General features: G+C 69.1%; 19 protein-coding genes. 5 read left to right on the top strand and 14 right to left on the bottom strand.

Annotated elements, in window-relative coordinates; translation table 11 throughout:
* Nucleotides 1–54: 54 nt before the first annotated feature.
* Complete coding sequence (locus tag FEK34_RS06820; protein ID WP_138447036.1) at nt 55–1,701, top strand: (2,3-dihydroxybenzoyl)adenylate synthase; 1,647 nt, start codon at nt 55–57, stop codon at nt 1,699–1,701.
* A gap of 35 nt (nt 1,702–1,736) precedes the next feature.
* Here FEK34_RS06820 and FEK34_RS06815 read toward each other — a convergent pair whose 3' ends face one another.
* The 8 genes from FEK34_RS06815 to FEK34_RS06780 all read right to left on the bottom strand — a co-directional run bounded on the left by FEK34_RS06815 (nt 1,737) and on the right by FEK34_RS06780 (nt 15,676).
* The gene (locus tag FEK34_RS06815) at nt 1,737–1,976 is read right to left on the bottom strand and encodes a phosphopantetheine-binding protein (protein WP_138447035.1); all 240 of its coding nucleotides are present in this window, start codon (nt 1,974–1,976) and stop codon (nt 1,737–1,739) included.
* 5 nt (nt 1,977–1,981) lie between these two features.
* Nucleotides 1,982–2,821: a siderophore-interacting protein gene (locus FEK34_RS06810; protein WP_138447034.1), complete on the bottom strand. Its 840-nt coding sequence runs from the start codon at nt 2,819–2,821 to the stop codon at nt 1,982–1,984.
* Nucleotides 2,821–4,050, bottom strand: a complete 1,230-nt coding sequence (entS, locus tag FEK34_RS06805) for an enterobactin transporter EntS (protein WP_138447033.1) — start codon at nt 4,048–4,050, stop codon at nt 2,821–2,823. Before entS ends, FEK34_RS06810 begins: the two co-directional genes overlap by 1 nt.
* Complete coding sequence (locus tag FEK34_RS06800) at nt 4,047–5,042, bottom strand: ABC transporter substrate-binding protein (RefSeq protein WP_138447032.1); 996 nt, start codon at nt 5,040–5,042, stop codon at nt 4,047–4,049. Before FEK34_RS06800 ends, entS begins: the two co-directional genes overlap by 4 nt.
* Nucleotides 5,043–5,080: 38 nt before the next feature.
* Nucleotides 5,081–12,640: a non-ribosomal peptide synthetase gene (locus tag FEK34_RS06795; RefSeq protein ID WP_171048078.1), complete on the bottom strand. Its 7,560-nt coding sequence runs from the start codon at nt 12,638–12,640 to the stop codon at nt 5,081–5,083.
* Between the two features lie 114 nt (nt 12,641–12,754).
* Nucleotides 12,755–13,585, bottom strand: coding sequence for an ABC transporter ATP-binding protein (locus FEK34_RS06790; protein WP_138447030.1), 831 nt, complete (start codon nt 13,583–13,585; stop codon nt 12,755–12,757).
* Between the two features lie 10 nt (nt 13,586–13,595).
* Complete coding sequence (locus FEK34_RS06785; protein WP_138447029.1) at nt 13,596–14,651, bottom strand: FecCD family ABC transporter permease; 1,056 nt, start codon at nt 14,649–14,651, stop codon at nt 13,596–13,598.
* A complete protein-coding gene (locus tag FEK34_RS06780; protein ID WP_138447028.1) occupies nt 14,648–15,676 on the bottom strand; it encodes an iron chelate uptake ABC transporter family permease subunit in 1,029 nt (342 codons plus the stop codon). The genes FEK34_RS06785 and FEK34_RS06780 overlap by 4 nt, the downstream gene beginning before the upstream one ends.
* Before the next feature lie 608 nt (nt 15,677–16,284).
* Here FEK34_RS06780 and FEK34_RS06775 point away from each other — a divergent pair.
* Both FEK34_RS06775 and FEK34_RS06770 read left to right on the top strand, forming a co-directional pair.
* Nucleotides 16,285–16,923, top strand: a complete 639-nt coding sequence (locus FEK34_RS06775; RefSeq protein WP_036540350.1) for an MspA family porin — start codon at nt 16,285–16,287, stop codon at nt 16,921–16,923.
* Nucleotides 16,924–16,977: 54 nt separating this feature from the next.
* Nucleotides 16,978–17,643: an MspA family porin gene (locus FEK34_RS06770; RefSeq protein ID WP_104361842.1), complete on the top strand. Its 666-nt coding sequence runs from the start codon at nt 16,978–16,980 to the stop codon at nt 17,641–17,643.
* Nucleotides 17,644–17,766: 123 nt separating this feature from the next.
* On the opposite strand, the gene FEK34_RS06765 is transcribed toward FEK34_RS06770, so the two are convergent.
* Entirely contained in the window at nt 17,767–18,405 is a 639-nt protein-coding gene (locus tag FEK34_RS06765; protein ID WP_171048077.1) for a TetR/AcrR family transcriptional regulator, read from the bottom strand.
* Between the two features lie 141 nt (nt 18,406–18,546).
* Here FEK34_RS06765 and FEK34_RS06760 point away from each other — a divergent pair, with 141 nt between their 5' ends.
* Nucleotides 18,547–19,425 (top strand): NAD-dependent epimerase/dehydratase family protein, encoded by an 879-nt coding sequence (locus FEK34_RS06760; RefSeq protein ID WP_138447025.1) that lies wholly within the window; start codon nt 18,547–18,549, stop codon nt 19,423–19,425.
* On the opposite strand, the gene FEK34_RS06755 is transcribed toward FEK34_RS06760, so the two are convergent.
* Genes FEK34_RS06755 through FEK34_RS06745 form a run of 3 tightly spaced genes read right to left on the bottom strand, consistent with a single transcriptional unit; the run spans nt 19,415 to nt 21,623 of the window.
* On the bottom strand, nt 19,415–20,047 hold the full coding sequence (locus FEK34_RS06755) for a DUF2461 domain-containing protein (protein ID WP_138447024.1): 633 nt from the start codon (nt 20,045–20,047) through the stop codon (nt 19,415–19,417). The two genes, FEK34_RS06760 and FEK34_RS06755, sit on opposite strands and share 11 nt — an antisense overlap.
* A gap of 34 nt (nt 20,048–20,081) precedes the next feature.
* Nucleotides 20,082–20,675 (bottom strand): hypothetical protein, encoded by a 594-nt coding sequence (locus FEK34_RS06750; protein WP_138447023.1) that lies wholly within the window; start codon nt 20,673–20,675, stop codon nt 20,082–20,084.
* 42 nt (nt 20,676–20,717) lie between these two features.
* A complete protein-coding gene (locus FEK34_RS06745; RefSeq protein ID WP_249358915.1) occupies nt 20,718–21,623 on the bottom strand; it encodes an alpha/beta hydrolase in 906 nt (301 codons plus the stop codon).
* Nucleotides 21,624–22,280: 657 nt separating this feature from the next.
* Here FEK34_RS06745 and FEK34_RS06740 point away from each other — a divergent pair.
* On the top strand, nt 22,281–23,417 hold the full coding sequence (locus FEK34_RS06740; protein WP_138447022.1) for a helix-turn-helix transcriptional regulator: 1,137 nt from the start codon (nt 22,281–22,283) through the stop codon (nt 23,415–23,417).
* Between the two features lie 32 nt (nt 23,418–23,449).
* Here the strand turns inward: FEK34_RS06740 and FEK34_RS06735 are convergent, their stop codons facing one another.
* Together FEK34_RS06735 and FEK34_RS06730 are read right to left on the bottom strand one after the other, a co-directional pair.
* Nucleotides 23,450–24,106 (bottom strand): serine protease, encoded by a 657-nt coding sequence (locus FEK34_RS06735; protein ID WP_138447021.1) that lies wholly within the window; start codon nt 24,104–24,106, stop codon nt 23,450–23,452.
* A 94-nt stretch (nt 24,107–24,200) separates the two neighbouring features.
* Entirely contained in the window at nt 24,201–24,443 is a 243-nt protein-coding gene (locus FEK34_RS06730; RefSeq protein WP_138447020.1) for a hypothetical protein, read from the bottom strand.
* Nucleotides 24,444–24,589 lie beyond the last annotated feature (146 nt).

Raw genomic sequence — 24,589 nt, 5'->3', positions numbered from 1 at the left:
TCTCCCGAGCGGGGCATCCGAACGATCCGAATCACTGAAACGAGGTGGCCCGCAATGCCTTCCGATCTCCTGCCCGGCTTCACACCATGGCCGGAGGCCGACGCGCACCGGTACCGCGCGCAGCAACTGTGGGCGGGTGAGACCTTCGGTGATGTGCTGTCCGCCCGCGCCGCCGCGACCCCCGACGCGCTCGCCGTCGTCGACGACGCCCACCGGTGGACCTACCGTGAACTCGACCATCGCTCCCGCAGCCTGGCCACCGGCCTGGCCCGGCTCGGAATCGGTTGCCGCGACCGGGTTCTGGTGCAGTTGCCCAATCGGGCCGAGTTCGTCGAGGTGATCTTCGCGCTGTTCCGGCTCGGCGCGCTGCCGGTGTTCTGCCTGCCCGCCCACCGCGCGGCCGAGTTGACGCCGATCGCGACGGCGGCCGCCGCGAAGGCCGTCATCACCTGTGCGCAGCATCAGCGTTTCGACCACGCGGCACTGGCCGATTCGATCCGCGAGCAGGTCGACTCCGTCGAGCATGTGCTCATCGTGGGCGAGGACGGCGCGGCCCTTCCCGAACACGCGCGCGCACTGGACGAGTTCCGGGACGAACCGGTCGAGCTGCCCGCACCGGACCCGTCCGATGTGGCGTTCCTCCAGTTGTCCGGCGGCAGCACCGGTATCCCGAAGCTCATCCCCCGCACCCACGACGACTACCTCTACAGCGTGCGCCGCAGCGCCGAGATCTGCGAACTCGACAGCGACACCGTGTATTTGGCGACGCTGCCGGTGGCGCACAACTTCCCGATGAGCTCGCCGGGCATTCTCGGCGCGCTGTGGTCCGGGGGCACCATCGCCCTGACACCCGATCCCACGCCCGCCACCGCTTTCGCCGCGATCGAACGGTTCGGCGTCACCATCACCGGACTGGTGCCGCCGCTGGCGCGGCTGTGGGTGGAGCGGGCCGAGGCCGGCGCGACGCCTGATCTGTCCAGCTTGCGGGTGGTGCAGGTGGGTGGTGCGCGCTGTCAGGAGGAGCTGGCCCGGCGCATCGGCCCGGCGCTCGGCGTCACCTTGCAGCAGGTGTTCGGGATGGCCGAGGGCCTGGTCTGCTACACCCGGCTCGACGACCCGCTGGACGTGGTCATCGGCACCCAGGGCCGCCCCATGTCGGAGCACGACCGGATCGCCGTCGTCGACGATGACGGCAACCCGGTACCGCCGGGCGCCGACGGCAATCTGATCACTCAGGGGCCCTATACGATTCGCGGCTACTACGACAACCCGGACGCCGACGCCCGCAGCTTCACTCCCGACGGCTGGTACCGCACCGGCGACGTGGTGAGCGTGCGACCCGACGGCAATATCGTCGTCAAGGGCCGCGCCGGCGACTGGGTCAATCGCGGTGGGGAGAAGGTCTCGGCCGAGGAACTCGAGGCCCACCTGCTCGAACATCCCGCGGTGCGTGACGCGGTGATCATCGGCACGCCGGATCCTGTACTCGGCCAACGTATCTGCGCCTTCGTTCAGCCCATGGACGACGCCGAGCGGCCGACGCTGACCGCGGTGCGCACCTTCGTCCGGGAGCGCGGCGTGGCGGCCTGGAAGATGCCCGACGCGGTGGTGATCGTCGAGCAGTTCCCGGAGACCGGGGTCGGCAAGACCAGCCGCCGCGAACTGCGGCAGTTGCTGGCCGAGGGCACGCACACCGTATGAGCGAGCCGGTGGCGCGGCCGGTGCCGCGCCACCGCTCACGACAGGGCGTCCAGCCAGGAGCCGAGCACCGGGTCCGAGGCGAGGGTGGCGAAGTCGATCTGCTCGTGCCCGGCGGCACGCCACTTCTCCACCAGGGACATGATCCGCACCGAATCCAGCCCGGCGTCCAGCAGATTGGTGTCGATCGCCAGTTCATCGGCCGACACCCCGAGTGCCGCGGCGATATCGTCGACGATGAAACGCCGGTCTGCGGGGATGGTCTGTTCGTCGCTCATGAAGCTCATTCCTCTCGGTCGAAATCGGCCACGCCGCGCTTCCAGTAGCCGGCGATCAGGTAGTCCTTCGGGTCCACGCCGAGGTCGGTGCGCACCCAGCGCCGCAGCGGGCGCAACACACCGGCCTCGGCGGCCAGCCACACGTACACCCGTTCGCCGGGCGGGACGGTCACCGTGCGCACGGCCTGTTCGAGGGCGTCACCGTGGCCAGGTGCGAGATCGCCGCGATGCACCCAGCGCACCCGCACCCCCGGCGGGGCATCCAGCGCTATCTCCTGGTCGGGGCCGGTGACCTCGACGAACACCCACCCGGAGGCGGTGCGCGGCAACCACTCCAGCCAGCGCGCGATCGCGGGCAGCGCGGTGATGTCACCGGCGAGCAGATATTTGTCGTAGTCGCGCGGGACGACGACGCCGCCCGGCGGGCCCGCGATGTGGATGCGGGTGCCCGGTGTCGCCGCCAGTGCCCAGTCCGAGGCGAGGCCGCCGGGGTGCAGCGCGAAGTCGATGTCGAGTTCCAGCGCTTCGCGGTCGTAGCGACGCACCGTGTACTCCCGCGACACCGGGCGCGGACTGCCCCATTCCAGCGACAATCCGTCGCGGCGCGGCAGCCGCAGCACACCGTCGTCGCCGGGAAAGACCAGGCGCACATGTTCGTCCGGCACGTAGCTGTGGAACCCGGCCAGCTCGGCACCACCGAAGGTGAGGCGCAGCAGTCCGGCGCCCACCGGTTCGCTGCGCAGGACCTCGACCTCGCACAGCCCGATCGGATAGCCCACCTTCTCGCCGTGATCTCCCGCCAGCACCTCGGTGATGCGTTCGGCATAGGCGGCGCGATCCACCATTACTGCTCCTTCTTCTCGTACAACGGTCTCGACAGGGCGGCGGTCACCGCGGTGAGCACCAGCACCGCCGCGCCGTAGATCACCAATGCCGCGGCGGGTGCGAACAATTGGCCCACCACGCCGGCCACCATCGACCCGATGGCGGTTCCGGTGACGGCCTGCACCATGAGCAGCCCCGAGATCCGCCCGCGCAGCTCCTCCGGCGCGTGTCGCTGGAGCACGGTGTAGCGCAGCACCATGTTCACCGCCCTCGCCACACCGAAACCGGCCAGGCCGAGGAACACGCCGGCCGCGTGCGGGGACAGCCCGGCCGCGATGACGCCGAGCGGCATGACCGCCATGGCGGCGATCAGGTCCCGGCCGGGGTTGCGGCTGCGGCCGATCCACCCGCTGGTCAGCGACCCGATCACCGCGCCGGCGCCGGGCGCGGCGTAGAGCAGGCCCAAGGTCGTCGGCCCGGCGCCCAGTTCGACATCGGCGAATGCCGGCAGCAGCACCAATGGCCCGCTGACCAGCATGGCGATCAGGCCGGTCAACAGGGCCGCACGGATCACGCGATGGTTCATCGCGAACCCGATCCCGATCGCCAGCTCCCGCAACGGATGTTGCGCGACGCGTGCCGGTGGCGGCGCCGGGCCGATCGCGCGAATCAAACCGACGGTCGCGGCGGTGGCGCCCGCAGCGATGAAGAACGCCGGGGCGACGCCGGTCTGCGCGATGAGAAGGCCGGCGAACGCCGGGGTGATCATGGTGCCGAGATCGGAGGTGAGCGCGGTCAACGCACCGGCGGCGGCGACCTTCTCCCGGCCGACCAGCACCGGCACCAGCGCCATCATGGCGGTGCCACTGACACCGCCTGCCACCCCGTCCAGGGCGGCGGCGGCATAGATGACGGCCAGCTGCGGATCCGGCAGCAGCGCATTGGCGCCCAAGGCGAGGAACCCCGCGCCCGCGGCGGTCCGCGACCACTGGATCACGGTGCGGCGATCGAACCGGTCGGCGATCACGCCACCGGCCAGGCTGCCGGTGAACAGCGCGATCGCCGTCACGGTGGTGACTCCGGCGACGTGCAGTGTCGAACCGGACAGCTGATAGACCTGCACCGGCAGGGCCACCATCAGCAGTCCGATACCGAGCACCGACACCAGCCGTGCGGCGAACGCGGCCCGGAAGGGCCGGCTCGTCCGCAACGGCGAGATGTCGATCAGCAGTCCGGAGACCGCTGTCACTTGAAGCGCTCCGCGATCAGGTCGAGGGTGTCCATGACACTGCGGTAATCGGGCCGCGCGCTGGAGGCGGGCAGCTCGAAGACGTTGCCGGACTTGAACGCGGGCAGCTGCGCGTACAGCGGATCCTCGGCCAGCTGCGCCGCGTCGCGGCCACCGGACAACGCCACCACGAACACCACCGGCGCGTCGACGACGGTGCTCAGCAGCTCGGGGCTGAAGTGGAACCAGTCGGCGGCCTCCGGCTTGGCCGGGTTACCCGCCTTCTCCGCGACCTTGTCGTCGATGGTGAAACCGACCTCGGCCAGCAGCCGGGGCAGCGCCGCCGACGGCAGGAACAGGGTGGGCTCCTGGCTCTTCACCGACTGCACGAACGCGACCGCGCCCGCCGGAGCCTTGACCGACTCCTTCACCTTGGCCACCTTGTCCTGGTAGGCGGTGATCAGGCCGTCGACCTTGTCGGGGCGGCCGACCACCTCGGCCACCAGCCGCAGCTGATCGGCCCAGTCGGTGGTGGTCGCGGGCACCAGCACGGTCGGCGCGATGGCCGAGAGCTGGTCGTAGGCGTTGATGGACTGCTGGGCCGGGAAGCCCTGACCACCGCCGATGATCAGATCGGGCCGCTGGTTGGCGATGAACTCCAGATTGATGTTGTCGCCGATCGGGAGTTCCACGGTGCCTTGGGCTTTCGCGTCCTCGGCCCAGGCGGCCGGGAAGCCGCCGGTGCGGGTGTTGACGCCGAGCAGCCGCGGGTCGGCGGCCGCGACCGGGGCCTCGAGGTCGTAGAGGTAGCCGGCCAGCGCGCCGTTGAGGACGACGATGCGCTGCGGATCAGCGGGCACCTGGACGGGGCCGCGTTCGGTCTGCACCTCGCGGGTGCCCGCGGATTCGGTGGCCTCGGAGTCGGCGCCACAGCCCGCGACGAGCGCGGTGAGGGCGAGGATCAGCAGGGCGACGGCGGCACGTAACCGCGCGGTCGATCGGATGACGAACATGGATGGGTTGCTCTCTTCTTTCTCGTGGTGGGGAAGTTTCAGTGGCGCAACGCCGGATCGGCGTCGAGCAGCGCGGCGACCTCGGCCCAGCCCTGCGGCGAGACGATGTCGAAGTGCGAGTACGGCAGCCGCCGGACCACCAGCCGCGCCCCGGCGGCCCGCCATCCGGCGAGCTGGGCGTCGGTGCGGGCGGAGTCGCCGCCCGGGTCGGCGGCGTAGAGGGCCATCGGACCGCGGTATCGCGGTGTGGTCGAGGCGGGGACCAGCACGAGCAACGACCTCGCGGCGGCACGGATGGCGTCGGCGAGTTCCGGTGCGTCCTCGGGCAATTCGGGCAGCAGCCGGTCGAGCTCGGCCTGGTCGGCCAGCGAGCGGCCGGCCTGTTCGGCGAGGTTCGCCAGCGGGTGGGAGTCGATCAGGCCGACGAACGCGATGTCCTCCCCCGCCGCTTCCAGCGCCGCGGCGATCGCGTGCACGATATTGCCGCCGAGGGAGTACCCGAGCAGCCGGTACGGGCCGTGCGGCTGGATCCGGCGCACCGTCTCCAGATAGCGCGCGGCCAGCTCGTCGAGGGTCCGGGCGCCGATGTGCTGCCCGCTCAAGGTCGGTGCTTGCAACCCGACCAACGGCCGGTCCGCCCGCAACAACCGGGCCAGCGGCGCGAACTGCCACGCCGTGCCGCCGACTGGATGCACGCAGAAGATCGGTGCGGCCGAGCCCGCCGGACGTAGGTCCAGGACGTGGTCGAGGCGGCGGCCGTACATGGCGAGGGCGTCGGCCGCGGAGTTCGGCGAGGTGGCGGCCGACGGCGCTGGTGTGGCAGGAGTCGCTTCCAGCGTGCTGGACACCGCCTCCCGCGAGAGTGTCTGCGCGCCCGGCAACGTGGTTGCCGCGACTTCCCGCGCCGATGTGCTCGGGTCTCGCGATATGGAAGTGGTGCCCGCAGCGCCGACCGCTGTCTCCAGCGACGACGTCCTCGCGTTCAACGACAGGGCTCGTTCGTTCGGAGCGCTGGTAGCTGTCCCCTGCGCAGGTGTGTGCGCGCCTGCCGGCGCCGTGGTTGCGCGCGCGAGGGCGCTCGCCGCGTCCGGCAAGACTGTGGTGGGATGCGCGGCCGCGATGCCCGGGGCCGATGACGGGGTGGTGGTGCTGGGCGAGCCCGCTGCGGCAGTGATCGCTCGCGCAAGCGATCGGGCAGTCGGGGCCGCGAACACATCGTCGAGGACCATTGCCAAGCCTGCTCGTCGTAGCCGTCCGGTCAGGCGCACGGCTGTCAGGGAATGGCCGCCGGCGGCGAAGAAATCATCGTCGGGCCCGAGGTCCGGGGACGACAGCACTGCCGACATCGCGTCGAGCACCGTGCGCACAAGGTCGGGCGATCCCGAGCCAGGCTGGCCGCTCGAGGCCGTCTCCCCGACGCAAGCGTCCGCACGCTCGATCCGATCGCCTGCGTTGGGTGCCGGATCGAGCGACAAAACGCCACCGTCTCGCGTGTCGGCCGGCGTACCGTTCGGGCCTGTCCGTTTACGCTCGGGGGTCTGGTCGGCGCGCGGCGACCCGGCACCGGCGACCTGAGCGGGCGGCTGCTCGTCCGGCGCGGGCAGGGCCTTGCGGTCGATCTTCTCGCTGGTGGTGCGCGGGATCTCGTCGAGGACGACGAACGCGGCGGGAACCATATACGCGGGCAGGGCCTTTCGCACCTGTTCCTGTACTCGGCCCGTATCGATGACCGCACCGCCCTTGGCGATCAGGTACCCCACCAGCCGTTGATCGCCCGGCCGGTCTTCGCGCAGCAGCACCACCGCTTGGGCGACGTCATCGCAGGCCAGCAGCGCCGATTCGATCTCGCCGAGTTCGATGCGCTGCCCGCGCAGCTTCACCTGGCTGTCGGCGCGGCCCGCATAGTCGAGTTCGCCGTCGGCGGTCCATTTCACCAGGTCGCCGGTGCGGTACATGCGTTCGCCGGCGCCGTCGGGGTCCGCGACGAACGCGGCGGCGGTCAGGTCGGGGCGGGCGAAATAGCCGCGCGCCAACTGGATGCCGGTGAGGTAGAGCTCGCCGACCGCGCCGACGGGTACGGGCCGCAGCCGGTCGTCGAGCACGCGCACACCCGAGCGTTCGGCGGGGCGGCCGATCGGCACCGACGTCGTGTCGGCGTCGGTGGTCTCGTGGAAGGTGATGCAGACCGCGGCCTCGGTGGGGCCGTACAGGTTGTAGACCTGTGTGCCGGTCAACGCCCGCATGCGATGGGCGGTGGCGGGTGGCAGCGCCTCGCCGCCGGTCACCACGCACCGCAGGTCGGTATAGCCGGACAGGTCGGCTTCCTCGGCGAGCACGGTGAGCATCGAGGTGGTCATCTGCAAGACCGTCACGCGCTCATCGCGCATCAGCTGCGCCTGATAGTAGGGGTCGCGGTGACCATCAGGGCGGGTGAGCACGATCCGCGCACCCACCAGCAGCGGCAGGAACAGCTCGAGCAGCGAGGCGTCGAACGTCGGCGGGGTGCGGTACAGCACGGTGTCGTGCGCACCGACACCCTGATGGCGCCGCAACCATTCGAAGGTGTTGATGATGGCGGCGTGCGAGACCGTCACACCCTTGGGCACGCCGGTGGAGCCGGAGGTGAACAGCAGGTAGGCCGAGTTGTCCGGACGCAGGGGTGCGCGACGGTCGTCATCGGTGAGAGCAGCGTCGTCGAATGCGCTGGTATCCAGCTCGTCGACGGCGACGACCACCGCGCGGTCCGTCACGAACCCGGTCCGCGAGGTACTGAGAACCAGCGCCGGCTCGGCGGTCGCGAAAATCAGATCCACTCGCTGCGCCGGCTGGGTGACGTCGACCGGCAGATACACCCCACCGGCCCGGCAGATCGCATGCGCGGCGACGACCGAATCGAGATCACGCGCCATCGCCACCGCGACCACCGTTTCCGGGCCGATGCCGTAGGCGATCAGCCAGCGCGCCAGGCGATTCGCCCGCGCCTCGAAGTCGGCGTAGGTCAGAGTCGTGCCCTCGAGCGTGACGGCGGGAGTGTTCGGATCGATGCTGACCACGCCCCAGTCGGCGAGTGTGGAACCGGTGGTTTCGGCAGCGGCCACACCGGTGCCGGAGCACATCGCCGCGACTGAGTGCGCCGGATCGGTGACCAACCCGGCCAGCACATCGGCCAACCGCTGAGCCAGGTGGCCTGCCAGCGCTTCGGGCACGGTCGCCGGGTCGTGATGCAGCATCAGCCGGAACCGGTCGCCGGGCAGCGCCGTCACCGTCATCGGGTAGTGCGTGAGGCTGTGCACGGCGACGTCGGCCACCCGCAGCTGATGCGAATCCGGTTGGTGCAGGCCGGTCTTGGGGAAGTTCTCGAAGACGACCAGGGTGTCGAACAGCCGGCCGAGTCCGACGGCGCGTTCCACCGTGGCGAGCCCGAGGAAGCCGATCTCCCGCAATTCGAGTGCGGTGCGCTGGAATTCGGGCAGTTGATCGAGGAGTGGACGGCCGGCATCGATTCGCAAGCGTGCGGGCACGGTATTGCTGAACAGGCCGACCGTGGATTCCACGCCGCCGAGTTCGGCCGGACGGCCGGAGATGACGGTGCCGAAGACGACGTCGGTGTGCCCGAGATGTTCGGCCAGTACCACCGCCCAGGCACCCTGTAGGAGCGTGTTCATGGTGACGCCGTGTTCGCGGCCGAGCGCTTCCAGCGCCTCCGCCACGGCCTCCGGCAACGGAACAGACATTCCGATCGTCCGTGCGCGCTGCGACCCGGATTCACGCTCAGGTGCGGCGGAGCTCGGGACCCCGCCGACGAGCGAAGGCCGTTTCACCCCGCGCAGATACTCACGCCATCGATCCAGCGCCGCACCGGCATCCCGTTCGGCCAGCCAGGCGAGGTAATCGCCGTAGTATCCGCCGCGCGCAGGCTCGTCGCCGTGATACAGCGCGAGCGTCTCGCGCAGCATGATGGGGATCGACCAGCCGTCGGCGAGCAGGTGGTGGGCGGTGAGGATCAGGCGGGAGGCGGTATCGGTCAGCCGGAGGACGAGGATCCGCAGCAGCGGCGGCTCGCTGATGTCGAAGTGCGTCGCGCCCGCATCGCGCTCGAGTTCGTCGGCCAGGAGTTCAGGGTCCGCGTCCGCGCGCAGGTCTTCCACCCGCCAGTCCAGCCGCGGCGATGCGGGCACCACCTGCACCGGCTGGTCGAACTCGTAGCAGAAGGCGGCACCGAGGTTCGGGTGCCGGTTCAGCATGGCCCGTACCGCGACGGCCAGCTGGGCCGGGTCCAATGGGCCGGCGAGATCGAACCGCGCGGTCATGGTGTAGACGTCGTCGGCGCCGTCGCGCAATGCGTGGTAGAGCAGGCCTTCCTGCAACGGCGACAGGGGCAGCACGTCGGCTATCGGGCCGTAGCGCGCGGTCAGCTCGTCGAGTTCGGATGGCGGCAGCTCGACCAGGACGCGCCGCGACGTCGAACGCTCGGGCGCCCGCGCCGCGACCTGCTCGGCGGTCAGCGCCAGTTCACCGAATCCTCTGCGGCTCAGCAGATCCTGCGGCGCGAGCACGAGCCCGCGCTCGCGCAACCTGGTGCTGACGGTGATGGCGGTGATGCTGTCCCCACCCACGCCGAAGAAGTCGTCGTCCACGCTCACGCCGTCGTGGCCGAGCGCCGCCGACACGATCTCGCAGAGCGCACGCTCGGCCTCCGTCGACGGTGCCCGTCCCGCCGACTCGGACGCCGGATCGGGTAGTGCGGCTCGATCGATCTTGCCGTTCACCGTCATCGGCAGCTCGGTGAGGACGACGATGCGCGCGGGCACCATATGGTCGGGGACCAGATCCGCGAGGCGATTGCGCAGCCGTGTGGAATCGATGGCCGCGCCGTCGGATTCGGCGACGACGTAGCCGACGAGTGTCGCCCGGTCGCCGATGGTCCGGATATCGGCGGCCGCCGCGCGCACCTGCGCCAATCCGCTCAGTGCCGCCTCGACCTCACCCAGTTCGACCCGGTGCCCGCGGATCTTGACCTGGGCATCGACCCGGCCCGCGTATTCGTATCCCCGCCCCGGCACCCACCGCGCCCGGTCGCCCGTGCGGTACATCCGCGCTCCGGGCGGACCGTACGGGTCGGCGACGAAACGGTGCGCGGTGGTCCCCGGCTGGTCCCGGTAGCCACGGGCCAGCTGCGGACCGGCTAGGTACAGTTCGCCGATCCGATTGTCGGGAACCACCTGTAAACCGTTGTCCAGCAGATACACCCGAAGCCCCGGCAGCGAAACGCCGATGTACGGATCCGCCCCACGCACTGTGGTGGCGATGGCGTCGACCGTCGCCTCGGTCGGACCGTACAGGTTGATCGCCGGAATGTTCGCCCGCTGCAGCTCCCGCCACAGCTGCGGCGGGCAGGCCTCACCACCGAGCGCGAGCAGTTGTGGCCGGGTGTCGGTGAGTCCATGCTCGAGCAGAGCCGCGACCAGCGTGGGCGTGCCGTCGACGATATCGATGCCGTCGCGCCGGAACGCCCGCACCAACGCCTCCGGGTCACGCCGGATCACACTGTCGTACAGGTGCACACAGTGCCCATCCAGCAGCCACAGCAGCGGATCGAGGGAGGCGTCGAAGGCGAACGACGTCGTATGCGCGACGCGCAGCGACCTGTCCGCGGTGGGTGCGGCGAACAGGCCACCGCGGTGAGCAGCCAGTAGGTGCGCGAGGGCGCCATGGTCCACCAGCACGCCCTTGGGCCGTCCGGTGGAGCCGGAGGTGTAGATCAGGTACGCGCCCTGGTCGAGCCGGGGTCCGACGGTGGTCAACGGCGCCGGGTCGAGGACGTCGATCGTGGCCCGGACCTCGCGGTCGTCCAGCGCGACGGCGCACTCGCCCAACTCCCCGGCAAGCTCGCCGGTGCCGAGCACCAGCACCGGCGCCGCATCCTCGAGCGTCGCCCGCAGCCGGCTCACCGGATGCTCCGGATCGAGCGGCAGATACACCCCACCGGCACGCCAGATCGCGAAGATCGACACCACGAACCGCGCGGTCCGCGGCAGCGCGACACCGACCACCGATTCCGAGCCCACACCCCTGTCGCGAAGGTAGCGGGCCAGCCGGTTCACCGCTGCGGCGAATTCCGCTGCCGTCCACTCTTTTCCGTCGACGGCGAGCACACCGCACTCCGGCGTCCGCGCGACCAACCCATCCAGAGCCTCCGGCACCGTTTCGACACGTGACGGCACGGCGGGTCCGGATCGGGCCGCGAGCAACTCTCCGCGCGCGGCGCGATCGACCACCTCGAGCGCACCGACCGGCGGCTTATCGCTGCCGATGAACGCCTCGATCACCCGCACCAATCCGTCCACCCGCGCGCGCACGGTCGCTGGATCGTTGGTTCGCGCATCGGATTCGAATCCGAGCAGCACGGTGCCATCGGACAGCGGAGTCACCGTCAGCCCGAGGTCCTCCGGCGGCCCGCCGGCCACATTGCGCAGCACGCCCTTGGCGCCGTCGAAATCGAGCGCGAAATCGAAGACCTTGAGGTTGATGCCGACACCGTGTAGCAGCTCACCGGCCCCGAAGCCATGGAAGTCGCGGGCCAGATCGTCGCCGCTGTAGCGCTGGTGGGCGCGCACCGCACGCAAGGTTTCCGCCACGCGCGGCCCCAGCTCGCCCAGCCGATCGCCGGAGTTCACCCGGATCCGCAATGGCAGCACATTGACCGCCATCGCCGGTGTGGTGAGCGCGGCGCGGCCGACCCGGCCCATCAGCAGCATGGAGATCACCACGTCGGAGGTGCCGAGCTGCCGGTTCAGGAATGCGGCATAGCAGGCCACCAGCGCATCCGCCCAGGTGATGCCGTAGCTTTCGGCGCTGTCGCGCAGCGTCGCCAGCGTCCGCGCGGACAGGACGGCCTCCGCGCGCAGCGTGCGCTCGACCGCACCGCCGACATGGCGACCGCGTCCGTCCAGGTCGGGCCACGGCGTGAGCTGATCACGCCAGAACTGCCGATCCTGTGCGAAGGCATCGCTGTCGCGGTAGGAACGTTCCTCGGCAACCAGGTCCGCGATGGTGCCGAATGTCGGCTTCGGCGCGTCCTTTCCGCGTCGCAGCGCGGTGTAGTGCGCGGCGACCCGCCGGGAGAGCAGCGCAGCACTGTAGCCGTCGACGATCAGATGGTGATAGAGCTGCACGCACCAGACCTGGCAGTCGGTGACGCGGATCAGGGTGTAGATGTAGAGCTGCCGGTCCACCATCCCGCGGCAATGCTCGGCGGCCCGATGACGTTCCACCGCGACGGCTTCGTGCGCCAGCCCGAGCGGGTCGGCGACGGCGCGCAGGTCGATGGTCGGACGCAACTCAGCGCGTGCCCTGCTGACGAATTGTCGTGGCCCCTCCGGTGTTTCACAGAAGCGCAAGCGCATGTTCTCGGCCTCGTCGACGGTGCGCCGAATGGCCTCGGCCAGCAGCTCGACGTCGATCGGGGATGCACCGGTGATCTCGAGGACCTCGCCGACCAGGTAACGCCCGGATTCGGGATCGAAACGCTGAGCGTTCCAGATTCCCAGCTGCGGCCCGGTCAGCGGCAGCAATGCCGCTCCGCCCTCGCCCTTCACCGGCAACTCCCTTCACCCTCAACGCTTTTGCGTGCTGGACAACGCTCCGGCACGACGATCATCAGAGCAGTTTGCTTAGGTTAGCCTATCTTTAGTTCACGGTGTGGAGCTACGTCAGCGCACCGTGACGGCGTTCTCCGCCAGCGGGATGACCAGTGGCGCTCCGGTTTCGGGATCCTCGATCACCCGGCAACCCAGATCGAATACCGAACGCACCAGCTCGGCGGTCACGATCTCCCCCGGCGGGCCCGCGGCACTGATCTGTCCGTCCCGCATGGCGATCAGATGGTCGGCATAGCGGAACGCGTGATTGAGGTCGTGCAGCACCGCGACCACGGTCCGCCCGGATTCGCGGTTCAGCGTCCGGCACAGCTCGAGCAGCTGGATCTGGTGTGCGATATCGAGATAGGTGGTGGGCTCATCGAGCAGAATCACCCGGGTGTCCTGGGCCAGCACCATGGCGATCCACACCCGCTGACGCTGTCCACCGGACAGTTCGTCGACCGAGCGCGCCGACAACTCGGTCACCCCGGTGGACGCCATAGCGGTGGCCACCGCCTCCGCATCGGCCTGCGACCACTGCCGCAGCAGCGACTGATGCGGATACCGACCGCGCGCGACCAGGTCGGCGACTCGGATGCCGTCGGGCGCGGTGGAGGTCTGCGGCAGCAGCCCGATCCGCCGCGCCACCTCTTTGGCCGGATAGCTGTTGATCGCTTTGCCGTCCAACAGCACCGTCCCGGAATCCGGTGTCAGCAATCGCGCCAGCGCTCGCAGCAGCGTGGACTTGCCGCAGGCATTCGGGCCGATGATCACGGTGAACGAACCGTCCGGGATGTCGGCGGACAGATCCTCGCTGATCGTGCGGCCGCGATATCCCAGCCGCAGCCCGTCCGCGCGCAGCCGCGGCGGACTCGACGCAGCCTGGTCTGATGTGTCCTTCATCGTCGCTCCCCTAGTTCCTTCTCGCCTCGGCGACCAGCACATACGCCAGATACAGCCCACCGATAGAGACGGTGACCACGCCCACCGGCAGGGTGGTCGGCGCGAACAGCCGCTGCGCCAGCCAGTCCGAGGTGATCAGCAGCAATGCGCCCATCGCGGCGGCCGGGACGAGCGCGGTGGACGGCGTGCGCGCCAGCCTGCGCGCCAATTGCGGCGCGGCCAGTGCGATGAACGCGATCGGCCCAGTGACGGCCGTGGCCACGGCGGTCAGCGCCACGCTGAGAAAGATCAGCTGCAGCCTGGTCCGCCGTACCGGGATACCGACGGCACTGGCCAGGTCGTCACCGAGTTCCAGCATGCGCAGCCGCGCGGCCAGCGGAATCACGGCCAGGCTCAGCACCGTCAGCAGCACCATCGCGGGCATGACCTGCGCCCAGGTGAGCCCGCTCAACGACCCCATCCCCCACGCGGCGGCGCCCATCGCCGACAGCAGATCGGCGCGCAGGATCAGCCAGGCATTGACCGAGGCCAGCATGGCGCTCACCCCGATGCCGACGAGGATCAACCGGAACCCGCTGACGTTGTGCCGCAGCGCGAGCAGCTGAATCGCCACCGCCGCGGCCAGCCCGCCCACCAGCGCACCGGCCGCGGTCTGGAACTCACCGCCGCCGAGCACCAGCATGACGATCAGCGCGCCGGTGTAGGCGCCGGTGCCGAAGCCGACGATATCGGGGCTGCCCAGCGGATTCCTGGTCACCGATTGCAGGATCGCACCGCTCACCCCAAGCGCGGCGCCGAGCACCAGCGCCAGCAACACCCGGGGAAAACGCCACTTCCACACCACGAGCCGATCGAACCGCTGATCGCCGACGAAGATCGCGCGCAGCACCCGGTCCGGCGGAATCGGCGCGTCACCGCTGCCCAAGGCCAGCACCGCGACCAGCAGCGCCACCGCCACCAGCGCCACGCAGACGATCACCGCCCGGACGCCGATCATGGCGGTGAACCCGGCGGCCCTGGCGCGGACCAGCACCGTCGCGCGGCCGAAGTCGATCCGTGCGCTCATGTCGCCGTCTCCCTGGCTCGCCGGGCCAGCCAGATCAGCGCGGGCGCACCGAGGAACGCCGCCACCAGCCCGGCCGGCACCTCGTCCGGCCACAACACCACCCGGCCGAGCACATCGGCTCCGATCAGCAGAATCGGTGCGAGCACCATCGAATACGCGACGATCCAGCGTTGGTCGGGTCCGACGATCCAGCGCGCCACATGCGGCACCGCCAGCCCGACGAAGGTGATCGGGCCGACGGCCGCGGTGGCCGTTCCGCACAGCAGGGTCAAGGCCAGCACGGTCAGCAGCCGGGTGCGGCCGACGCGGACGCCGAGCGCGCGGGCCAGGTCGTCACCGAGCGCGACCCCGTTCAGCGACCTGGCCGCCACCACCGCCGCGATCAGGCCGATCAGGATGAACGGCGCGGCACCGGCGATCACGTCATAGCCGCGTCCGGTGAGCGAACCCGCATCCCAGTCGCGCATCTGATCGAAAGCGTTCGCGTTCACCAGGATCAGGCCCTTGGTGATCCCCGACAGCACCGCGGTCACCGCGACGCCGGCCAAGGTGAGCCGCACCGGATCGGCGCCCTGCCTGCCCGCGGTGCCCAAGCGGTACACCACCAGCGAGACGACGGCCGCACCGGCGAATCCGAACCAGACGTAAGCGGTGATCTGCTCGACCCCGAGGAACGCCACCGCCATGGCGATGGCGAAGGCCGCACCCGCGTTGATCCCGAGCAGGCCGGGATCGGCCAGCGGATTGCGGGTCAGCCCCTGCATCAGGCAGCCGGCGACGCCGAGTGCGAGCCCGGCGAGCAGTCCGAGCAGCGTGCGCGGCAGCCGGTAGTCGGTAACGATCAGCGCGTCGGGTGAACTCTGCGCGCCCCACAGCGCCGACCAGACCTCGTGCACCGGAATGGCTTTGGCTCCGACGAGCAGGCTGAGCACGCTGACAACGGTCAGCGCGGCCACCGCGAGCAGCCACCCCGGCCACCGCCAGGAGAGCACCGATCCTCGCGTGCCTGCCGGCAGGTGGGTCATCGGCCGGCTCCACGACGGGCACCGCATTCCGGTGCGGGTAGGGCACTGTCCATCGGGGTGTCGTTCTCCAGATTTCGGCAGGTCGGACGATGTTTAGGTAAGGTAACTACAGGTTTGTAAAGGTTAGCCTAACCTATGCATATCGGATTTGCCCGGCCTTCCTTCGGCTCCCCACGCGACCGCCCGAACCCCCTCGACACCGCAACGAGGCGTTTACTCGTGCCCCCATCGCCGCGCAGCCGACTCGAACCACCATGACACAGAAGGCCTTTGCAGGGAAGTCGCTGGAACGCGCTTTCGGCACCGAAAGGCCTTATGAGCGGCGTTGATTCACCCTCTGATCCACATCGGCGAGCGGTCCCCCGCCCCGTCCGGGGCGCACCGCCGGAATCCGGCCGACCTTCTATCGTTAGCGAACTTCACTGCACACCACGAGGATTCACGTGAGGATTGTGACCCTTCCCTCATTTTTACGGTGTACGAGTCCATTCGGTGTTCCCAGGCGTGATAGGTCTTCCCCCTGTCCGATACGAGTCCCGCTCGCGGTCGCCGAGAGTTGCCTACGAGCGCCTCCGACTCACCCCCTGCTGATGAGGAATCCCCCAACGATGCGAAAAATCCTTGCTGCCTCCGCGCTGGCCACGGCCGCTCTCGGTCTCGCGAGCGGCACGGCCACCGCGGACACCTTCGTTCCGCTGCCCGACGGCGAGAAGGCCGGACCGGACGTCACCATCAAGCGGGTCGCGGAGAGCGCGCTGATCTCGCCGTCGATGGCGGCCAACGGCGCGGGCCGCGTCGCGTGGGTGAGCGGCACCGTGATCGCCGACGTCGCCGCCACCCCCAAGGGCGATCCGAAGCCCTTCGTCGGCGGTAGCGGCGCGCCCGGCACCAACAACTCCTCGACCCACGGCGCATCCAGAATCAACACCGGCTACATCGTCGGCTGCCAGGTCAGCATCGCCGACAACGCCATCTCCGCGGGCGTGTCCGGCGGCATCACCACCACCGGGGTGAACGCCAGCGGCACGGTCGGGGTGAAGATCGGGCCCGGCGAGGTGAAGTTCGTCGGCGTCGAGGGCTTCGACATCGTCGAGAAGGGCACCTACCACGTCAGCTACAAGGACGTCGAACTCCAGATCCAGGGCTGCGGCGGATACGCGCAGGCACGCGCCTACACCGTCGTCGAGATCATCGGCACGAACTACTCCAAGACCACCCTGTACGGCCAGCCGTTCAGCATCGGCTGAACCCGCTGACCCGTTCTCGCGCAACCGATCACAGCCCTGAAAGGCAACCCCATCATGACCAGCCTGAAGAAGGCCGCCGCCCGCCTGGCCGGTGCCGCGGCGACCGCCACCCTCGCCCTCGGCCTGTTCTCCACCGGCGCCGCCAACGCCGACACCTTCATTCCGCTGCCCGGCGGTGAGATCACCCAGACCCTGCCCGACGGCACCGCCGTCACCATCCGGCTCACCAACGAGTCGGTCAACATCAGCCCGTCGATGGGCTCGACACCGCTGCACCGCAATGTCTGGGCCTCCGGGCGCGCCGAAGTGCAGATCCACGGCTCGCACCAGTACTCCAAGATCTACCCCGGCTACGTAGTCGGCTGCCAGGTCGACATCAGCGGCGGCACCGGAACCGGCGGCGCCAACGGCGCCACCACCTGGGAAGGCAAGGGCAGCGGCGGCGTCACCTCCGGCGCCAACCTCACCCTCGGCCCCGGCCAGGCCGAAACCTTCTGGCTGCTCGACCTCGAAGGCCCCGACGCCTACGGCGAGAAGAGCTACCTGCGCGGCTACAGCTTCAAGGAGCAGCAGGCCTCGGTCACCTGGGCCGATTCCACCCTCGGCCTCGACGGCTGCGCCGGCTACGCCCAGGCCCGCGCCTTCGTCGGCGTCGAAGTCACCACCAAGACCGGCCGCTCCGAACTGCGCCTGTGGGGCCAGCCCTTCAGCCTCGGCTGATCGCGCGGTCCCTCTCCCGCGACCGGCGGACTCGGCTCACCGGCCGAGTCCGCAACGGCCGTGAGGCGAATTCCGCTGTAGCAGTGCGGATCCGGGTTCCGGTGCCGCGCCGCGCCAGACGATTCAATCGCTCGAGGCCGATGCGGCGAACAGTCCGGTCAGGTCATCCAGCAGGTGCCGGCCGCGCTCGGGTCCGCCCTTGATACGACCGTCGAGCACTAGTCCGACCAGGCCGTGCAGGTGGGCCCATAACAGGTCGGCCGCCGCGTCGGCGTCGTAGGTGATGGCGGGCAGCTGCGGCGCCTCTTCGGTCACGGCGGTGCGCAGGACTTCGAAGCAGGTTCGCGCGGAGCCGGGTGTTTCGGCGCTACCGAAGGCCACCCCCGGCAACGTGTGCATCAGCCGGTACAGGTGGGGATCGGCCATCGCGAAATCCCAGTACGCCGCCGCCACCGCCGCCAGCGGTCCACCCCGCTCGGTCTGCGCGTCCGGACACAGCGCCGAGCCCAATTGCGTGGCCAGCTCGGCGAATCCAGTATCGACCAGCTCGAACAACAACGCCCCCTTGTTGGCGAAGTACTGGTAGACGATCGGCACGGTGTAGCCCACCCGATCGGCGACCGAGCGCACCGTGACGCTGTCGTATCCGCCGTTTTCCGAGGCGATCGAGCGGGCCGCCGACAGTAGCTCGGCGCGCAGCCGCTCGCGCGCCTCGGCGCGCTCACACGCCGTGCCCTTGATCCGCTTTCCCGCTCGCGGCACTGGTTCTCCTCGGTCGTCCACGATTTCTAACAACGGTAGACAATCTCACGCCGACAAGTCTATCGTCATTTTCTAACGCCGATAGAAATTGATGCGGCGGGAACTTTCGCGTGAAAACAACGTGGGGACAAGGAGTGTGCGATGCGAGTTCTGGTGACCGGAGCCTCCGGCACGATCGGCGGCGCGGTGGCGCGGGCCCTGATCGGCCGCGGTCACACCGTGGTCGGAACCGTCACCGCGGCCGACCGGCCGGTGCCCGCCGGCGTCGAGCCGCTGGTGGCCGACCTGTTCGATCCCGCTGCGCTCAACGCCGCGGCTGCGTCGGTGGACGCCGCGGTGCACGCGGCGTCCAGCAATGACGAGCGGGCCGGTGAGCTCGACACCACCGTCGTCACCGGTCTCATCGAGGCTTTCGCCGGGACCGGCAAGGCCCTCGCCTACACCAGCGGACTGTGGCTGCACGGCAACAGCGGCGATACCGTCATCACCGAGGAGTCACCATTCGACCCGCCGCTGGTGGTCTCCTGGCGGCCCGCGGTCGAGAAGCTGCTCGAGGATGCGTCCGCGCGCGACGTGCGCACCATCCGCATCCGTCCGGGCCTGGTCTACGGCGGCGGCCGCGGCTATGTGCCGATGCTGCTGAGCCCACAGCACGACGACGACGGCGCGGTCGTCCGCCACTTCGGCGACGGCAGCAACCGCTGGTCGGTCATCCACGCCGACGACCTGGGCGAGCTGTACGCGCTCGCAGTGGAATCCGCGCCCGCCGGGTCGGCGTATCTGGGCACGCTCGACGAGTCGGTTCAGATCGAGGAGGCCGCGCGGGTCGTCGCGGATAAACACGATGCGCGCGTGCAGGATTGGGACCCCGCGGAGGCACAGCACAACTGGGGTGTGATGGTCGAAGCGTTCCTGCTCGACCAGGTGGCCACCAGCGCCAAGGCCCGTGAGGAACTGGGCTGGACGCCGTCGCGGCCGGGCCTGCTGGACGAACTCGCCACCGCGAGCCTCATTTCATGACGGCCGCGAGCCATTCCACCAACGGCCGCTGCGCCTCCCACGCCGCGCGGATCTCCGTGGCGGCGCGGGGTGTGGGTAGCCAGTCCGGTGCGCCGAAGTCGCGGTGAGTGCTGAGTGTTTTGTGGCGTAGCAGCTCGATGCGTGGGTGGTCGGCGGGGTAGCCCTTGGGTTTGGTCTTCAGGCGCTCGCCGCCGATCTCGTATCCGGCGTTGCCGAGTTCGGTGAGGATGGCGGCCAGTTCCTCGCCTCGGACGTCGTCGTCGATGGTGGTGCGTAGCCGGGCCAGCTGTTCGGGCGATCCGCTGTAGTACCCGGCGGCGACGAACAGGCCGGCCGCGCCGATCTGCACGTACCAGCCGACGCCGGGGGCGGCGCCGACGACCACACCCTGGTGGGTCTTGTACGGCGATTTGTCCTTGGAGAAGCGCACGTCGCGGTAGGGCCGGAAGAGTTTCGCGGTCCCGAAGTCGGCCTCGAGTTCCTCGATCAACGCCAGCATCGGCGCCTTCACGGATTCCTCGTAGACCTGCTTGTGCGCGGCCCAGAACGTCTTCGAATTGTCGGCCTCGAGATCTTCGTAGAAATCCAGACCGGCGAACGGGAACCCACCGAAACGACCCATGGGTAGAAGATATGCCTTCGGTCCGACAGCGCTCTCAGAACTTGCCGCTGTGGTGGTCGACGCGGTGGCCGAGCCGCGCGGCGAACTCGGCGACGAAGTCGTCGGTCAGCGGCGGCCAGCCCCAGAAGTCGAAAGCCAGTGCGCCGAGGGCGAAACCGGACGGCCACGACCATTCGGTGATGGCGCTCGAGACACCGCAGCGGCCGCAGCGAGCGGTGCCGGTGCCGGTGCGTTTCCACTGGTCGATGGCCGCACCGAAGGGACGCCATACGTCGGGGTCGGCTTCCCAGCGCTGCGGGTAATCGATGATCACCGTCGTGGCGGCGCAGTTCGGGCAGGTGGCCGACTCCGGCTCGATCTCGCCTTGTCCACCGTGGTGGTCCTCGCGTCCGACGACGACGGCGACCGGGCCCGGCTGCCAATCGTCGCCCCATTCCCGAGTGACCTGCTGCCAGTCCGGGCCGGGGAGATACCCCTCGTCGACGTCGAGGCTGTACACGCCGTCACCGGAGGTCTCCCGCGACAACAGCCCGCGCGAGACCATCCAGTCGACCATCCGCGTCGCCGTGGCACCGGCCTCGTCGGCACTCACCTCGACGTCCACGATGCGCTCGAAATAGTCACCCATCGGGACGAAGCTACCGAACGTGCCGCCTTCGCGCCGCGCGGTTCAGTGCGCGCCCAACGCGTCGAGGATCATCGGCCGGGCGTTGGCGAGGGCCTGCTGCCAGTAGGGCCAGTGGTGGGTGCCGTTGACGATGTCCACGCGCGCCGGGACGCCGAGGGCGTTGGCGCGGTCGCGGAAGATCTGCGCGGCGATCATGGTGAGCACTTCCAGGCCCATCGCGTTCACCGTGTTGCCCACCCCGTGCGGCAGGTCCGGTGCGCCGGGCACGCCGTTGCCGCTGGTGACGTAGATCGGCAGGCCACGCAGACGTCCGGCCTGCACGGTGGCGTCGTTGCGAGCCCAGGCCGGATCGCCCGGCGGGCCCCACATGTCGTCCGGGTTGAACTGTCCTTCGTCCCACATGGCGGCGCGCATCGCCTCGCTCCACATCGGGAACGTCGGGTTGATGAAGCCGGAGAACGATCCGGCGAAACGGAACTGGTCGCGGTGGTAGGCGGCCAGGATGAGCGCGGCGTTGCCGCCCATCGAGGCGCCGACGATGGCGTTGTTGGTGCGCGAGACGCCGTACCCGGCGAGGAAGGCGGGGAGTTCCTGGGTGAGGAAAGTTTCCCATTTGTAGGTGATCTGCTGGCCGTTGGTGCGGCTGGGCCGGTACCAGTCGGTGTAGAAGCTCGACCGGCCGCCGACCGGGAACACCAGCGTGACGTTGTCGCCGGCGAATTGCCGCAGCGCATCGGTGTCGCTGGTCCATTGGCTGTGATCGTGTGGTGCCCGCAGCCCGTCGAGGACGTAGAGCGCCGCACTACCACCGCGCGCCGCCCCCTGCACCTGGACCTTGATCGGCCCCATGCTCGACGGCACCCACAGTTCTTCGAATCCGCCGGCCGGCGCCCGTAGCGCGGGCGAGCGGACCGGTGCGGCAGCGGCGACCGCCGCCACCGACGACATCACCAGCACCGCAATGACCACGACGACGGCTCTGCGAAGCCATCCGCCGGCTACCCGTTCGTCTGCTGATCGTGCCACCCCGGCCACTCGCATACCTCCCACCACATCGACTGGAAGTTACCGAAGATAACCAATTTACGCTGTCAGAGCTGGTGGAGATGTCGCCGACGCGCCGCTGGCGTGTCGGGGATCGCGGCCGGCGAGCGGTGGGGAACGGGTCGGTGCCGGTCGGACTCGAGCATCGTCGCACGCGGGTCGAGCACTGCCGCGGTCGAACACAGCCGCTTGATCGCGGCACTCGGACTCTGCCGAATGTTCACCGAATTAGCAGCACAGCCGCATTCCCCCCCGTCAGACGCAGAAAAACACAGGGTCGCATCCTGTGCATTCTTCGCAATATTTCTCAAATGTCCGTTTTGATACGCAAGAGAATTTCGTCAGCCTTTTACGGACCAGGAGTCCGAATTGATCTCTTTATCGGCATGATAACGAATACCCGGTCGATCTTGCTCCGAATCACTCTGGAAGTTGGTAGATTTCGATCGTGGTGGCCCGGCGTCGTGCCGCCTCGGGGGTTTCATCGTTGTGATTCGGGGATGTTTTCAACTATGACCTCAGAATTTGTTCTCGGAAATCCACTTCGGTGGCGATGACCGTATGACCGCCGCCGTCACCGCTTTCTCCGGTCGCGGAGGAGCAACGACGTCGATCACACTGCAACGATTTTCGGATCTGGTCGCCGCGATCTACGAGGCCGGCGCCGACCCGAACCGATGGGACAGCGTGATCGGCGAGATCACCGCTGCCTTCGGCGCCACCCGCGGACTGCTCGTCATCCCGGAACCGGCGGGCGGCGGGTTCGTCGTCGAAGCCGCGGGAGCCGAGCTCGGACCGGCGATCCATGAGCGCATCGTCCGGGTCGCCGACCGGATCCAGCAGCTGCCCTGCGGCGCACCCGTCACCAGCGATGAGGTGCTGCCCCCGCCCGACGGCGGCAACGGCGGGCGCGGTGATCCGAACAGCCTGGCCAACAGTTTCCTGGCGCGGCTCGACCGGGACGTGCCGCCCGCCTGGATCTGCCTGACCATGCCGCGCCAGGTCGACGCCGCCCGGCATTCGGCCGGCCGCGCGCTGCTGCGAGTCCTGGTGCCCCACCTCGGCCAGGCACTGCGCAACCAGTCGAAGTTGATCGAGTTGACGCGTGAGCGCGCCGTCGCCCTCGCGACGCTGGAGAAGGCGCACTACGGGATCATGATCGTCACCGCCGACGCCGCGGTGATCTTCGCCAACTCGGCGGCCATGGACATCACCGGTGACAGCGACGGGCTCGCCGCCGACAGTTCGGGACGGCTGCGCGCCACCCCCTCGGCCAATCAGGCCCGGTTGAGCCGGCTCATCCGCGACGCCGCGGGCCCCGAAGGTTCGAGCGGCAATATCGCGATCACCCGGCCGTCCGGCAGGCGGCCGCTCATCGTCCGCGTCACCCCGCTGGACGCGATCCCCGGCGACGCCTCGCCCCGGCCGCGCGCGGTCCTGCTGCTGGTGGTCGATCCCGATCACGATCTGGAGCCGCAGCCGCGGGCGCTGCACGATCTGTACGGGCTGACCGACGCCGAGACGCTGGTCGCCATGGGCGTGATCCGCGGCGACGGCTTGCCCGCCGTCGCCGATCAGCTCTCGGTCTCGTTGTTCACCGCGCGCACGCACCTACAGCACATCTTCGTCAAGACCGGAACGCACCGTCAGGCGGAGCTGGTGCGCCTGTTGTTGGCAAGCGCTATCGCCGCGCAGTGATAGTTGTTGCCGCGTAGTTGTTTCCGGGCCGTTCACACCGGCCGGAAGCCTGTTCCCGCGCCGCCGCGCATGGCGACGTCGTCGAGAATTCTGGTGAAGTTGACACCCACATGCGGGCCGAGGCACGGAACCGAAACATATCCGTTGACCAAGGCCACCAAGGTCGTGCCGACGACCACGGGCCCACCGGAATCACCGACGAGCACACAGATCTGAGTGAGCGTCCACGTCGCGGTATCGAAGACATCCCCGTACACCAGTCCGCACGTCTGCCCGGTCGTGCGGCCCTGTTTGCACGCGATCGCCGGGAATTGCGCGGGTAGACCGACCTCGGTGATCGTGGTCGCGCCGACCCGGTTCACCGGGATCACCTTGTCCGCGTCGAAGCGGATCACGGCGTAGTCGAGTTCTTTGTTGACGTAGTCGACGGTGCCGACCGGTCCCGCTTCCTGGTCCGCCTCGGCTGAGACGCGGGCCCCTGGCTGGTTGCAGTGGCCTGCGGTGAAGCCGACCATGCGACCGGTGTCGTCCCAGCCGATAGTGGCGAGCGAACAGGTCGCTCCGTCGTCGAAGACGATGCCCGACCCACCGCCCAGTACTACCGGGGGCGCCGCCTGGGCACTCCCGATCGTCGTGCCCACCAGGCCGAGGATGGCGGCCGCGAGCACGAGAAGGATTTTGCCGAACATGGTTCTCCCAAGGTGGTCGGCCGAGGATCAGGGGGCACTCCCGAACGGAGTACGAGAGTGCCCTCGTTTCCCCTCGGTCCTGGCATCGGTCGGATCAGACGACACACACCGGGAAGAGGATCGGCACCGTGATCAGCACGATCCCGCACGTCAGCAGTGCGCCGGGAATCGTGAGGAACGGTGACAGCACGGCCGGCTGGACTTCGACCGGAACCGGTGCGACTGGTGCGGGAGCGGGCTCTGCGGCCGGTGCCGCGCTTGCTACCCCGGCGCCCATCGCGATCAACGGCGCGCACGCCGCTACTGCTATGGCAGAGCGAACCTTGGTGCTAGTCATGACATTTCCCTTACTGTCAGCAATCGTGGTCATGGTCGACCCGGCTCCCCGGGTTGCCACAATGTTCAGCACAGCACCGTTGCCGCGGAATGTCCTCACGCGAACAGATGAGATGAGTTCTCCGAGACCGAAAAAGTCACCGAGTC

It is taken from the genome of Nocardia cyriacigeorgica (assembly GCF_005863245.1).
In the GTDB taxonomy this organism is placed as follows: Bacteria; Actinomycetota; Actinomycetes; order Mycobacteriales; family Mycobacteriaceae; genus Nocardia; species Nocardia cyriacigeorgica_C.
The sequence above is the reverse complement of the archived record's forward strand: the minus strand, read 5'-3'. Positions and strand labels throughout refer to the sequence as shown.